The sequence below is a fragment of the Burkholderia sp. JPY481 genome, assembly GCF_038900515.1.
Lineage (GTDB): Bacteria > Pseudomonadota > Gammaproteobacteria > Burkholderiales > Burkholderiaceae > Paraburkholderia > Paraburkholderia youngii.
On the sequence record NZ_JAYMRT010000019.1, the window covers coordinates 38,660 to 51,436 of the forward strand.

The window sequence follows — 12,777 nt, forward strand, 5'->3', positions numbered from 1 at the left end:
TCAGTGGTACCCCTCGCCCGCGCGCATCTTGCCCTTGAACACCGAGTACGCATACACGGTATAGCCGAGAATCATAGGCACCGTGATCGCGGCGCCGACCAGCAGAAACAGCAGGCTCGCATGCGGCGCTGCCGCCGCGCGGAACGAAATCGACGGTGGCACGAGGTTCGGATAAAGACTGATCAGGAGCCCCGCGTAGCACAGCACGAAGATGCCGTACGCAAACAGCAGCGGCAACAGATGGCGGCGCGCAGACAGGCTGCGGAAAAATCCGAAGGCCAGCAGAACGACCAGCACCGGTACCCAGGCGGTGAACAGCAGGTCCGGCCAGCGGAACCAGCGCGCCGTCAGCGAGTTGGGCAGCATCGGCGTCCATAGCGTGACCACCACGATCAGCGCGAGCACGGTGACGGCCATCGTGCGCGCGTGTCGCCGGCAACGCTCGTGCAACGGACCTTCGGTGCGCCAGATCAGCCAGCACGAGCCGAGCAGCGTGTAACCGGCCATGACCGCGAGACCGCACAGGATCGTGAAGCCGGTCAGCCAGTCCCACCAGCCGCCCACATACGAGAACCCCTTGACCTCGATACCTTGCAGCAGGCCGCCGAGCACGAGCCCCTGGCACAGCGCCGCGAGCGCCGAGCCGCCGAAGAACGCGGCGTCCCACCATGCGCGGCCGCGACCTATCGCGCGAAAGCGGAATTCGAAAGCGACGCCGCGGAACACCAGCGCGAGCAGCATCGCGATGATCGGCGGATAGAGCGCCGGCAGAATCACCCCGTAGGCAAGCGGAAACACCGCGAACAAGCCGCCGCCGCCGAGCACGAGCCACGTCTCGTTGCCGTCCCACACCGGTGCGATCGAATTCACCATTACGTCGCGGTCGTCGCGCTGGTGCTCGACCGCGAACAGGATGCCGACGCCGAGATCGAAGCCATCGAGCAGCACGTATGCGAGCACCGCGAACGCGAGGATCGCGGCCCATACCAAAGCGAGATCAAACGTTCCTGTCGTCATCGGCGTGACTCCCCGGAGTTGATGGGCCGGACGGTGCCTGCGCGGGGCCCGGTGTGATGCCGGCGCTGCGATGCGGCTTGTCCTTTGCGGGGCCGGGCGTGTCGAGCGTGGGCGTCGCCGCCATCAGCCGGAACAGAAAGACCACGGCCGCGCCGAATACGATCGCGTACACCACGCCGAAGCTCGCGAGCGATACCGCGACGCCGGGCGCGGCGATCGGTGACACGCTGTCGGCGGTACGCAGCAGACCGTACACCGTGTAAGGCTGCCGGCCGACTTCGGTGACGGTCCAGCCGCACAGCAACGCGATCAGACCAGCCGGCCCCATCGCGACCATGATCCGATGCATCCAGCGCGCTTCGTACAGGGCCCTTCGGTAGCGCAACGCGAGACTGCCCAGTCCGAGCAGCGCCATCAGGACGCCGAGTCCGACCATCACGCGAAACGCCCAGAACACGACCGGCGAGAACGGCCGCTCGGACGGCGGGAACGATTTGAGGCCTGCGATCGAGCCGTCCCAGGTGTGCGTCAGAATCAGCGCGCCGAGATGCGGTATTTCGAGCGCATAGTCGGTCGTCTCCGTGCGCATGTTCGGGAACCCGAACAGAATCAACGGCTGACCGGGACGCGCGAGCCAGTCGCCTTCGAGCGCGGCGATTTTCGCCGGCTGGTGCTTGAGTGTGTCGATACCGTGCTGGTCGCCGACCACCATCTGGATCGGCGCGACGATGCAGGCCATCCATAGCGCCATCGACACCATCAGGCGCGCGCAGACGTTGCGCGAATCGCCGAGCAGATGCCAGGCGCCGACCGCGCCGACGACGAACGCGACGCTCAGATACGCGGCCAGCACCATGTGTACGAGCCGGAACGGAAATGACGGATTGAAGATGATGCGCATCCAGTCGGCCGGAAAGAAGCGTCCTTCGACGATCGCATAGCCCTGCGGCGTCTGCATCCATGAATTGACGGCGAGAATCCAGAACGCGCTCATTAGCGTGCCGGTCGCGACGAGCACGGTCGCGAGAAAGTGCAGACGCGGGCCGACGCGTTTCATGCCGAACAGCATCACGCCGAGAAAGCCCGACTCGAGAAAGAAAGCGGTCAACACTTCATAGCCCATCAGCGGCCCGACGATCGGACCCGCGCGAAACGCGAAGCCCGCCCAGTTGGTGCCGAACTGATACGACATCACGAGCCCCGATACGACGCCGATGCCGAACACGACCGCGAAGATCGTCAGCCAGTAGCGGTAGACGGCAAGATACACGGGCTTGTGGGTGACGAGCAACGCGCCTTCGAGCACGGCGAGGTAGCTCGCGAGACCGATCGACAGCGCCGGAAAGATGATGTGGAAAGCAATCGTGAAGCCGAATTGCATTCGCGCGAGGGTCACGGCATCGATGGGAATGGACATCAGGGTTCCTCGGGGCAGGCTAGCGGCGGCGCTCCGCCGCTTCGACACGACCCGCAGCAAGCCCCATACCGTTGGGCGCGGGTTCCGGGGTATAGCGCTTGCTGAGCGCACGCATGAATCGATCGAAGGAGTCGTGCACCATGCGATTTTTCGCGCTCGCAACCGACTACGACAACACGCTCGCCACCGACGGCCGGGTCGCCGATTCGACGTGGGCCGCACTCGAACGCCTGCGCGAGTCGGGCCGTCACGCGATCCTCGTCAGCGGACGCGAACTCGACGACCTGCTCGCGATCTGCCCGCGCATCGAGCTGTTTTCGCGCGTGGTCGCGGAAAACGGCGGCGTGCTGTATTGCCCGGCCGATGGCACGCGCCGTCTGCTCGCACCCGCACCGCCGGAGAATTTCGTCGCGGAGTTACGGCGGCGCGCACCCAACGCTTTCAGCGTCAGCCAAACGTTGGTCGCGACGATGAAGCCCCATGAGCATGTCGCGCTCGATGTGATTCGCGACCTCGGGCTCGAGTTGCGGATCATCTTCAACGGCGACGCGGTGATGATCGTGGCGCCGGGCGTGTCGAAGGCGAGCGGTCTGAGCGCGGCGCTCGCCGATCTCGAACTGTCGCCGCTGAACGTGGTCGGGATCGGCGACGCGGAAAACGACCATGCGCTGCTCGACGCGTGCGGCCTCGCGGCGGCCGTCGCGAACGCGTTGCCGGAGTTGAAGAAGCACGCCGATATCGTGACGGACGGCGTCGCGGGCGCGGGCGTCGCGGAACTGATCGACGCACTCGTCGCCGACGATTTGCGCAGCACCGCCGACGCGTCGCCGCGCAATCGCATCGTGCTCGGCCCGCGCTGTGATGCGCCGGACAGCGAGCCGCTGTCGTTGTCCGCGTACGGCAGCGTCGTGCTGCTCGTCGGTGACTCGGGCTGCGGCAAGTCGACCGCGACGGCGGGCCTGCTCGAACGGCTCGCGGACGCCGGCTGCCAGATGTGCATCGTCGATCCTGAAGGCGACTATGACAACGACGACGCGACCCTCGTGCTCGGCGATGCGAGCAATGCACCGTCGATCGAGGAGGCGATGCAGTTGCTGCGCCGTCCGGCGCGGCCGGCTATCGCGCTCAATCTGCTGCGGGTGCCGCCGTCGGATCGGCCGGTGTTCTGCGCGAATCTGCTGCTGCAGGTGCAGCGTCTGCGCACGCGCACCGGGCGGCCGCACTGGCTCGTGTTCGAAGAGGCGCATCACGTGTTTCCCGCGCAATGGGCCGGCGCGAACCAGGCGATTCCGGATGCGCTCGAAACGGCGCTCGCGGTCACCGTGTCGCCGGAGCAGTTATCGCCGGTGTTGCTGCGGCAGGTCGGCACCGTGCTCGCGATGGGCGACGGCGCGCATGCGGCCTTGCAGCGCTTTGCCGCGGCAAGTGGACGCGAGCCGCCAGCGTCGAGCGGTGATGGGGCGCAACTCGCCAGAGGCGACGCGCTGTTATGGCGCGTCAGCGCCGCCGCGCCGCCGCAACCCGTGCGGCTCGAGCCCGGTCGCAAGGAAAAGCGCCGGCATCGTCGCAAGTACGCGGAGGGGCTGCTGATTCCCGAGCGCAGCTTTTACTTTCGGGGCGAGCACAACGCGCTGAACCTGCGCGCGCACAACCTCGTGCTGTTCGTCGAGATTGCCGAGGGTGTCGATGCGGCGACATGGCAGTTTCATCGCCAGCGTGGCGACTATTCGCGCTGGTTCGAACAGCAGATCGGCGACGCGGACCTGGCCGACGAAGCGCGCGGCATCGAGCAGGACAGCGCACTCGATGCGGCGCAAAGCCTCGCGCGCATCCGCGCGGCGATCCACGCGCGCTATACCCAACCGGAGAATCCGTCGCTGCCCGCGGTGTTGACCGGCTCGCCGCAAAGTCGCGACGAGCCCGACCCGCGTCAATCCGACGCCGATCCGCAGCAGCGGCAGTGAGGCGGGGATTGCAACGCGCCCCGCGCGCATTGCCCGCCAGGCACGCGCTATGCGCATCTCCGGTCAAAGCGGGCCGTTGCAACGGACCGAAGGAGCCGAACATGCGTGTGCAGGCGATAGAGATGGCCGACTTCCTCGTAAGCTGGACCGTCATCAGGGATTCTGAAGGTGCCTTTCAATGGATCGTGCTCGTGACCGAGCGCGGCGGCGGACATGGCACGGTCTTCGAGCGACGCGGCACGTGTGGCCACGTGTCATGGGGCGACGCGCAGGACATCGCGGCCGAGAATGCGCGCCGCGTCGCCGCCACGCTCGTCGAGCCGGGCACGCTCGACAGGACGAAACAGCGGGGCGCGCGGACGCCGGCGGCGCCCGGCGCGAATCGTTGATGCCCGCTTGCGCCAGTCGTTCGCGCATCCGCTAGTCATATTGACGCTGCGTCCGTGCCGCGCGACGCGACCTCGGCAGGCTGCGCCGCAACGCGAGCAATAAGGTCGATCCCAGCAGCAGCGTGGCGATCGGAAACGTGCCCGCCGCATTCATCGCAATGTTCATCGGACGCTCTCCGAGCAACTGCATCCGGCGGCGCGTCATCGCGGCGCCGAGCGACTGCAGTTCGTTTTTCAGCACGCGCTCGGCGTCGGGCAGCAGGATGGTTTCCTCGTCGGCGACGTGATGGGCGACTTCGCGGATCAGTTGAAGAAACAGCCCGTCGTAGGCGGCGTTTTCGGGGCCCATTGCGCGCAGCTTCGCGATCGTCGCGCGCATCTCGTCGTGCTCGGAACGACTTTTCGTCAATGTCTCGTCGTTGCCCATCGCGCGGTCTAGCGCCGGGTAGAAAATTTCTTCCTCCAGTTGCGCGTGGATTTCAAGCGCATCGCATACGCCGTTGACGATCGCGCGTTTTCGCCACCATGGCGTGGACGCGTGGTATCGGTGCGAAGCGGCGAGCACGTGCATATGGTCGAGGCGGATCATCGACGTAATCGACGGCGACAACGATGAGGCGTCATTGGACATGGCGTTTCTCCACTGAAAGGGTGCTCGCGGATACCGCATGCGCCATTCCCGATGCCCGACAATCGGTCAATCGGATGCCGGCGCCTCGCTAGCGGAGTTCTTTGCTGTTCGAGAGCGCGCTCAACGCGGAGTCCGCGGCATCCGCCGCACGGGCGAACAGGTCGTCGACGATTCGGCGCGCCGCGCTATATCCGCCCATCAACGCATCGGCTTCGGTGTCGAACGGCCGTCCGCCGGCAATGTCGAAGCGCAGCGGCGAGAACGTGGCAACCGCGGCACCCGCCTGATAGATGTGAACCACCGCCGCATAGCGCGTGCGTACCGCCGCGCGCCCGGCGGGGCGCAACGTGAAATCCGCCTCGACGGTCACCTCGATCGTGAACCCGTGGTATTCGTAGGTCCGCATCATCATCATGTCCTTCGTCGCGTAAGTGTGTGATCGCGCCGGTGCGCGACGATCATGCGCGACGGCCACGGCGCTCGCTGCGTGCTTCGAGGGTAGCGAGCCGCGCGAGCAGCAGGCGCGCTTGCGGTTGCAGCGCCGGCGGCAGTTCGGCATTGGCCTCGATGCGCGCGCGCCAGTAAGCGGGCGTCGCAACTACCGTGCCCTGCCAGTCGACGCGGTCGCGTTGAACGAGTTGTTCAAGGCGCTGCACCATCGTGCTGATGTGCTTCAGTTCGTTGGCAGCGTCGTTATAGTTGCGCGCGGCATGCACAGGTTCTCTCCGATTTGTTGTTAGTCGTTGTCGTGAGTCAGCGTTTCGACCATACCGCGTCGTTCGCTCCAGGGGCCTGTACCGCCTCAACGTTTTCGCATCAGCGACCAGTTGGCGCCCGAGCACCGCGTTGAATTCTTCGCGCTCTATATCGGTGCACTCCGGCGATGCCTTCACCAGCATCAACACCGCAAATTCATGAGGGCTCAGCATGATCCTTCCTGGAGCGGTCAATTTTTCACGGAACGGACGGTTTTGACGTTGTCGGCGGTAAGTCGTACCGGTCTGTCGACGTGTCGGAAAACGCCGGAAACAGCATACGCTGGCGTCCGTAAAAAAGTGCATCGAGGCGCGTGTCCGAAACGCTGACGTTGCGGACAGCCGCGCCGCGAGGTGCGCTAGCGCCTTCGCGCGAATTCGAATGCGCCCGTTCGCGACCGACTCCGCGTGGCGTTATTCAATGTGAATGACGGTTCGAAATGCCTGACGTCCGACGAGCCTGCCCTCGCGCCGTCGATGCGCGGCCGCGGGAAAACTCCGCGAGGCGCGATCCCAACCGCGACGCGGCGCCGCGCGCATCGACGAAACACGCGGCAGCGCCTTCCAGCGATCAGACGACCTCATTGGTTGCGCGGGACTTCGCTGCCTATTTCGGCACCGGTCGTCGGATCGCTCGACGGGTCGGAGCGCAGACGCTTGGCCATCGCGGTAACCGCGGTTTCCTGTTGCGCTTCGAGGCCCACCGACGCACTGCCGTCGCCGCCATCCACCGCGGGTTCACCGGTCTGTATCGTGAGACCGGTGCCGCTGTTCCACGGTGTGTTGATCACCGCTCCGTCGTGCGACATCTTGTAGTAGACGCTCGCGAATTCCTGTCTCGGCGGCAGCTTGCCCGGCGGGAAACTCGGCGTGATCGCATACAGCGCCTTCTCGAACGACTTCTGATGCGCGACTTCGCGGGTCATCAGAAAGCCGAGCGCCTCGCGCACGCCGGCATCGTCGGTGACGTTGATCAGCCGTTCATAGATGATCTTCGCGCGCGCTTCGGCCGCGATGTTCGAGCGCAGGTCCGCGGTCGGCTCGCCGATCGTGTCGATGTACGCGGCACTCCACGGGACGCCGCCGGAGTTCGTCAGCGGCGGTCCGCCGCCGTATAGCACCTGGGTCAGGTGACTGTCGTTGCCCGCGCCGTTGAGCTTGCGATAAAGCTCGGCTTGCTGCTCGACCGCTTCGGCGAGTTCCCCTTTCGCGCCGCGATTCAACATCGCGACGATCGAGCCGATGATCTCGAGATGGCTCAGCTCTTCGGTGGCGATATCGAACAGCATGTCCTTGCGCCCGGGGTCTTCTTCCGCAACGGCCTGGGTGAAGTAGCGCATCGCGGCGGCCAGTTCGCCTTGCGGACCGCCGAACTGCTCCAGCATCAGATTCGCGAGCCCGGGATTGGTCGTGCCGACGCGAACCGTGTATTGCAGGCGTTTGTTGTGCATGAACATCGTGACCTCCATTGGAGTTGGTACTTGGGTCTTCCATCCGCCGTGCCACGCATGCGGAGCGCCGTTCGTCGCGAGCGGCGCGTGGATCGCCTCGCATGCCGCATTCCTGGCCGGCTCGCAGCGCGTCGTTGGCCGGCCCGCGATGGCGTGCGCGGTGGCCGATGGCGCCTATCTCATGCCGCGCGCTGATCGTCATCGGCATGTCCGTGGCCTTCGGCATATGGACAGCCGGCATCGGTTGGAGCAGCATGGTCGCCTGGATGGGCTTGAAGCAGCGGGCGAATGCCCCTGGAACTTGCATGTGAGCGAGGCACTCGACTCCTATACGCGCGCTGCGGCATCGACACTTTTTCGAGCTGCGCGCAGGAGCGAGGTAACCAGTCGTCCTACTGCAGGAGGAAAGAAATGCTGACGCAGAAAACCAGGGACATCGTAAAAGCGACGGCCCCGGTTCTGGCCGCGCACGGCTATACGATCATTCAACGTTTCTATAGACGGCTCTTCGAAGCGCATCCCGAACTGAAAAACGTTTTCAACATGGCGCATCAGGAGAAGGGGCAGCAGCAGGAAGCGCTTGCGCGCGCGGTGTACGCGTATGCCGAGAACATCGAGGACCCCAGCAGTCTCGCCGCGGTGCTGCGCAATATCGCCAACAAGCACGCGAGCCTCGACGTGAAAGCGCAGCACTATCCGATCGTCGGCGAACATCTGCTCGGCGCGATCAAGGACGTGCTCGGCGACGCCGCGACCGACGACATCATCTCCGCGTGGGCGCAGGCATACGGCAATCTCGCGGACGTGCTGATGGGCATGGAGTCCGAATTACGCGAAACCCGCGCGGCGCAGCTAGGCGGCTGGACCGGATGGCGCACCTTCGTCGTCAAGGAGAAGCGGCCCGAGAGCAGCGTGATCACGTCGTTCATCCTCGAACCGAAGGATGGACAGCCGGTCGCCAACTTCGAGCCGGGACAGTACATCGGTATCGCGGTCGACGTGCCCGCGCTCGGCCTGCAGCAGATCCGGCAATACAGCCTGTCCGACGTGCCGAACGGCCATAGCTATCGGATCTCGGTCAAGCGCGAGAGCGGCGAGGCCGGGCGGCCGGCGGGCTATGTGTCGTCGCTGCTGCACGATCACGTGAACGTCGGCGACGAGGTGAAGCTGGCGGCGCCGTACGGTACGTTCTACATCGATGTCCATGCGAAGACGCCGATCGTACTGATCAGCGGCGGCGTCGGTCTGACGCCGATGGTCAGCATGTTGAAGCGCGCGATTCAGGACCCGCAGCGGCGCGTGGTGTTCATTCATGGTGCACGCAACGGCGCGGTGCACGCGATGCGCGACCGTCTGCAGCAGACCGCCGCCACCCAGCCGAACTTCCGCGCGATCGTGTTCTACGACGCGCCGCTCGATACCGACGTGCAGGGCCGCGACTACGACAACGCCGGTTTCATCGACCTGAGCAAGCTGCGCGACGAGATCCTGTTGCCCGACGCCGACTACTACATCTGCGGTCCGGTTCCTTTCATGCGGCTGCAGCACGACGCATTGAAAAACCTGGACATTCACGAGTCGAAAATTCACTACGAGGTATTCGGACCAGATCTGTTCGCTGAATGACGCATACCGAAAGTGCCGCGCGACGGCTGCCACGGAAACGACAAGCAGGAATGCAGTCACCGAGACGGGGAGTGCGGCATGAAAGTGCACCATCTGAACTGCATTTCGACCTGCCCGTTGTGCGGCATGCTGTTCAACGGGCAACCCGAATCGTTGATCCGCCGCGGGCATCTGGCCTGCCATTGTCTGCTCGTCGAAAGTCCGGCGGGGCTCGTGCTCGTCGATACCGGTTTCGGTCTGCGCGATGTCGCCGATCCGTATTCGCGCCTCGGCAAATTCTTTCTGAGGCTGCTGAAGCCCGAGTTCCGGAATGAAATGACGGCGATCAGGCAGATCGAGCGGCTCGGTTTCGACCCGGCCGACGTGCGGCACATCGTGATGACGCACCTCGATTTCGACCACGCAGGCGGTCTCGACGACTTTCCGCACGCAACGGTGCACATGCTCGCGAGCGAGCGTCAGTACGCGGCGCAGCAAAAGACCTGGCTCGACCGGCAGCGCTTCAGGCCGCAGCAGTGGTCGTATCAGAACATGTGGCGCGTGCATTCGCCGCAGTACACGGAGCGCTGGGAAGGCTTCGCGAAGGTGCATCCGATCGAGGAGCTCGCGAGCGAGATCGCACTCGTGCCGTTGCGAGGCCATACCTATGGTCACGCGGGCGTCGCGGTGAACGGCGACGGCGGCTGGTTGCTGCTCGCGGGCGACGCCTATTTCGACAACGCCGAGCTCGACCCGGTGCGTCCGCATTGCGCGCCCGGCTTACGCTTCTATCAGTGGATGCTCGAAAAGGACCGCGCGGCACGGCTGTACAACCAGCGCCGACTGCGCGATCTGGCGAAGCGCGCGAGTCCCGCGTTGAAGATTTTTTGCAGCCACGACGTCGACGAATTCGAGCGGCTCGCGGGCCGTTCGGTGGCGGTGCCGGCGGAGCAGATGGCGTGACGATAGTGCGAGACGCGTCTCGCGGAGACGACTGTCCGCGGCGCAGGGCTTACGGACAGCCTGCGGGTCGGACGTGTTTCCTATACTGGATTTGTCCTCCGCTTGGACTCGTGGGGACAGCGTTCTCAAATGCGCTTGCAGCGACCATGCCGGTCAAAGGCTGGTCGCTTTTTTTGCGCGCGCAGTCTTCATCGATCCGGTCGCCGCAGCAGCGCGGCCGCGAGCAGGCCGGCGCCGAGCACCAGGTAGACGTTGCCGAGCGAGCGACGCGACAGGTGCGCCTCGAATCCAGGCGTGAGCCGGTTGGGCACCACCTTGTAGTCGACCACATACGCGCTTGCCACGGTGGCGGCGGCGGCTAGCGCGGCGGCGCCCGGCCGTCGTGACGGCACAGGGCCGGCCATCCGGTCAACGAGTTGCTCGAACAGCATTGCCCAGAAGATGGCGGCCGCCTGATGGATCGCGAAGCCGGTCACCGTATGGCGGATGCTGAAGCCGCGTTCGCGCAGCGCGCGTTGCGGCCACATGCAGTGGGTGACCGCATTGATCGGTGCGAGCGGGCTGCCCGATGCGTCCGTGGATGCCGCCGAGGCCGTCGCCGCCGACAGACAGCCGGACAGCAGCCCCGATGGGACGGCCCGGCGTAGCGTCGCGCCGATGGCCTGATACCACGGCGAACCGATCTTGTACTCGCGCGTTTTCATGGCAGCGCTCCGGTGCGGGCGCGCAAACGCACGCCCGATGATCGCGGACAGAGGTATGTGCGAGGAGCAGCATGGCGCGTTCCGCACGGACGGGACGACGCATCGGCCGGAGCCGAGTGCGCCGGTTCCCCTCGCACGGTCAGTGCCCTAGCTGCAAGTGAAACTGCTTGCCGAGTTCACGTCGCCGCTGGTGTATCGGGCCACCTTCGGATACGCGCAGAGCGGACGCGTGCGCCCGGCACCCCAGCTAGCTGGCACTTCGGCATTCGGAATCGCGTTGCTGGTGTCGCGAGCCGTCGCGATGACCCGGTTCGGGGCTTGCCCTTGCTCGACCCATGCCACCATGGGCGTCAGCATGTCGAACTGATCGGCCGTCGGACCGCCGCTGCAGTGGTTCATCCCTGCTACCGTAAAGAGCCGCGCGAAATTGCTTGCGTCTCCGCCACTAGCCGTCGAGAGGCGCTGATACCAGTCGGTCGTATCGTTCGACGAGAACACCGGATCGCTCGTTCCATGATAGACGATCAATTTCGCGCCCCGGCTACGCAGACCGCTCAGATCGGTCTCGTTCGGCGGGGTCATGAATGACCACGAAGACTCGGAATAGACCCCGCTCGTGGCGAAGATCTTCGGCGCATCACTGTCCATGCTGAAGTTCAGACCGTAGGTGCCCATCGAACCCAGGACCGAAGCGCTTTGCGGCGGCGACGTAAACACGAAGGCTGCCGCGGCCGGATCGAGGCTGATGGAATTGCCTTGCTTCCACGCGGCCCAGCCTGATCCGTTGATACCTACGTCGTACGGAAAGCTCGCATAGAGCGCCGTCCCGGCGCTGTTTTTCGCCCCAGAGAAAATATTTCCAACGGCCTGCTTTTGAGCCGCCGTAAGACAGGTGCCGTCGCGCGCATTGCCCGAACACGTCGGTACGTCAGTGAGCAGATTGAAATTCGCCTGGCACGCTTTGATGTCCTGGACCATTCCGTCCGCCACGCCATCGAGCGCATCACACTTCGCGATGATCTTCGATGCGATCAGTTGCCTTTCAGTGGTCGTCAAGCCGGTGGTGATATCGGCAATGCCCGACGAGGTCGTCGCGGTCGCGACGGTAGCGAGCTGTTGCGCGCTCCACAACTCTCCGATCGCCGCCTTGGGCAAATGAAAGCCGGGGTCACCGGCAATGATGCCGTCGTAATCCGCGAAAGACCTGGCTGCGGCCACCATCGCATGTCGGCCGCCGTTCGAGCAGCCTTCGAAGTAGCTGCGGTCGGGGCCCTTGCCATAGGCCAACCTGATTACCTGCTTGGCCATCGGCGTGAGCGTAGCGACGGCGTTATAGCCATAGTCGAGACGCGCCTGGGGATCGAGACCGAACAACGGGTTTTGCGACCCGGAATGACCTGCATCCGAACTGATCACGGCGAAGCCCATGTTCAGCGCGTTGTTCAGCGGGCCCCCGCCACTGAGCACCCCCGTCGCCGGTGTCACATTGCCGTCGAGACCACCGTTGGCCTGATAGAAAAAGCGTCCATTCCACGCGATTGGCAGCCGCATTTCAAAACCTATCGCATAAGTCTGGCCGTCAACGGCGCTCGTGCGTTGATTCATTTTCCCTTCGATCACGCAATGTTCGGGGACGGACTTTCCCGCCACCGCGAGCGTTCCGGCCGGCACGTCGGCGACGGAGGTGAAGGTCGCGTTGGCAAACGTCAACCTGGCGGCGAGCGCGGCGCAGTCTCCCGACAGCGTCGCGGGTTGTGCGGCGGAGAGCCGAGGCAATTGCGTCGCACTGGTGGATAGAGAGTCGGAACCGCCGCCGCAAGCCGTCAGCATCGCGGACACGGCCGATACGCACACAGCAATTGAAGTTCGTTTCATTTTCGA

General features: G+C 64.8%; 13 protein-coding genes. 5 read left to right on the forward strand and 8 right to left on the reverse strand.

Translation table 11 applies throughout. The features are described 5' to 3' along the window. Together cydB and VSR82_RS31830 are read right to left on the reverse strand one after the other, a co-directional pair. On the reverse strand, positions 1-1,017 hold the full coding sequence (gene cydB, locus VSR82_RS31825) for a cytochrome d ubiquinol oxidase subunit II (RefSeq protein WP_429462833.1): 1,017 nt from the start codon (positions 1,015-1,017) through the stop codon (positions 1-3). After that, on the reverse strand, positions 998-2,434 hold the full coding sequence (locus VSR82_RS31830) for a cytochrome ubiquinol oxidase subunit I (RefSeq protein ID WP_498858372.1): 1,437 nt from the start codon (positions 2,432-2,434) through the stop codon (positions 998-1,000). The genes cydB and VSR82_RS31830 overlap by 20 nt, the downstream gene beginning before the upstream one ends. A 140-nt stretch (positions 2,435-2,574) precedes the next feature. Between VSR82_RS31830 and VSR82_RS31835 the strand changes: the two genes are divergently transcribed. Together VSR82_RS31835 and VSR82_RS31840 are read left to right on the forward strand one after the other, a co-directional pair. After that, positions 2,575-4,398, forward strand: coding sequence for an HAD hydrolase family protein (locus VSR82_RS31835; protein WP_429462832.1), 1,824 nt, complete (start codon positions 2,575-2,577; stop codon positions 4,396-4,398). A gap of 101 nt (positions 4,399-4,499) precedes the next feature. Continuing rightward, positions 4,500-4,787, forward strand: a complete 288-nt coding sequence (locus VSR82_RS31840; protein WP_368585760.1) for a hypothetical protein — start codon at positions 4,500-4,502, stop codon at positions 4,785-4,787. Between the two features lie 31 nt (positions 4,788-4,818). Here VSR82_RS31840 and VSR82_RS31845 read toward each other — a convergent pair whose 3' ends face one another. The 4 genes from VSR82_RS31845 to VSR82_RS31860 all read right to left on the reverse strand — a co-directional run bounded on the left by VSR82_RS31845 (position 4,819) and on the right by VSR82_RS31860 (position 7,630). Further along, complete coding sequence (locus VSR82_RS31845; RefSeq protein WP_368585759.1) at positions 4,819-5,418, reverse strand: hemerythrin domain-containing protein; 600 nt, start codon at positions 5,416-5,418, stop codon at positions 4,819-4,821. 88 nt (positions 5,419-5,506) lie between these two features. Continuing rightward, positions 5,507-5,827 carry a hypothetical protein gene (locus VSR82_RS31850; protein WP_410851560.1) on the reverse strand — a complete coding sequence of 107 codons (321 nt, stop codon included), beginning with the start codon at positions 5,825-5,827 and terminating at the stop codon, positions 5,507-5,509. 49 nt (positions 5,828-5,876) lie between these two features. Beyond that, positions 5,877-6,134 (reverse strand): hypothetical protein, encoded by a 258-nt coding sequence (locus tag VSR82_RS31855; protein WP_410851559.1) that lies wholly within the window; start codon positions 6,132-6,134, stop codon positions 5,877-5,879. A 620-nt stretch (positions 6,135-6,754) separates the two neighbouring features. Continuing rightward, positions 6,755-7,630, reverse strand: coding sequence for a manganese catalase family protein (locus VSR82_RS31860; protein WP_429462830.1), 876 nt, complete (start codon positions 7,628-7,630; stop codon positions 6,755-6,757). On the opposite strand from VSR82_RS31860, the gene VSR82_RS31865 reads away from it, so the two are divergent. From VSR82_RS31865 to VSR82_RS31875, 3 genes are all read left to right on the forward strand, one after another. After that, a complete protein-coding gene (locus VSR82_RS31865; protein WP_429462829.1) occupies positions 7,623-8,042 on the forward strand; it encodes a hypothetical protein in 420 nt (139 codons plus the stop codon). The two genes, VSR82_RS31860 and VSR82_RS31865, sit on opposite strands and share 8 nt — an antisense overlap. Further along, positions 8,036-9,250, forward strand: coding sequence for an NO-inducible flavohemoprotein (gene hmpA / locus VSR82_RS31870; protein WP_429462828.1), 1,215 nt, complete (start codon positions 8,036-8,038; stop codon positions 9,248-9,250). Before VSR82_RS31865 ends, hmpA begins: the two co-directional genes overlap by 7 nt. Positions 9,251-9,328: 78 nt before the next feature. Next, a complete protein-coding gene (locus VSR82_RS31875) occupies positions 9,329-10,192 on the forward strand; it encodes an MBL fold metallo-hydrolase (RefSeq protein ID WP_498858373.1) in 864 nt (287 codons plus the stop codon). Positions 10,193-10,380: 188 nt separating this feature from the next. On the opposite strand, the gene VSR82_RS31880 is transcribed toward VSR82_RS31875, so the two are convergent. Beyond that, positions 10,381-10,896, reverse strand: a complete 516-nt coding sequence (locus VSR82_RS31880) for a hypothetical protein (protein WP_368585753.1) — start codon at positions 10,894-10,896, stop codon at positions 10,381-10,383. A 147-nt stretch (positions 10,897-11,043) separates the two neighbouring features. Then, positions 11,044-12,771: a tannase/feruloyl esterase family alpha/beta hydrolase gene (locus VSR82_RS31885; protein WP_429462827.1), complete on the reverse strand. Its 1,728-nt coding sequence runs from the start codon at positions 12,769-12,771 to the stop codon at positions 11,044-11,046. Positions 12,772-12,777 lie beyond the last annotated feature (6 nt).

What these genes read in the sequence shown, in the direction of transcription:
- VSR82_RS31880 (WP_368585753.1), bottom strand. Translation starts at nt 10,896, where the DNA reads ATGAAAACGCGCGAGTACAAGATCGGTTCGCCGTGGTATCAGGCCATC.
- VSR82_RS31860 (WP_429462830.1), bottom strand. Translation starts at nt 7,630, where the DNA reads ATGTTCATGCACAACAAACGCCTGCAATACACGGTTCGCGTCGGCACG.
- hmpA (WP_429462828.1), top strand. Translation starts at nt 8,036, where the DNA reads ATGCTGACGCAGAAAACCAGGGACATCGTAAAAGCGACGGCCCCGGTT.
- VSR82_RS31830 (WP_498858372.1), bottom strand. Translation starts at nt 2,434, where the DNA reads ATGTCCATTCCCATCGATGCCGTGACCCTCGCGCGAATGCAATTCGGC.
- VSR82_RS31850 (WP_410851560.1), bottom strand. Translation starts at nt 5,827, where the DNA reads ATGATGCGGACCTACGAATACCACGGGTTCACGATCGAGGTGACCGTC.
- VSR82_RS31885 (WP_429462827.1), bottom strand. Translation starts at nt 12,771, where the DNA reads ATGAAACGAACTTCAATTGCTGTGTGCGTATCGGCCGTGTCCGCGATG.
- VSR82_RS31840 (WP_368585760.1), top strand. Translation starts at nt 4,500, where the DNA reads ATGCGTGTGCAGGCGATAGAGATGGCCGACTTCCTCGTAAGCTGGACC.
- VSR82_RS31875 (WP_498858373.1), top strand. Translation starts at nt 9,329, where the DNA reads ATGAAAGTGCACCATCTGAACTGCATTTCGACCTGCCCGTTGTGCGGC.
- cydB (WP_429462833.1), bottom strand. Translation starts at nt 1,017, where the DNA reads ATGACGACAGGAACGTTTGATCTCGCTTTGGTATGGGCCGCGATCCTC.
- VSR82_RS31865 (WP_429462829.1), top strand. Translation starts at nt 7,623, where the DNA reads ATGAACATCGTGACCTCCATTGGAGTTGGTACTTGGGTCTTCCATCCG.
- VSR82_RS31845 (WP_368585759.1), bottom strand. Translation starts at nt 5,418, where the DNA reads ATGTCCAATGACGCCTCATCGTTGTCGCCGTCGATTACGTCGATGATC.
- VSR82_RS31835 (WP_429462832.1), top strand. Translation starts at nt 2,575, where the DNA reads ATGCGATTTTTCGCGCTCGCAACCGACTACGACAACACGCTCGCCACC.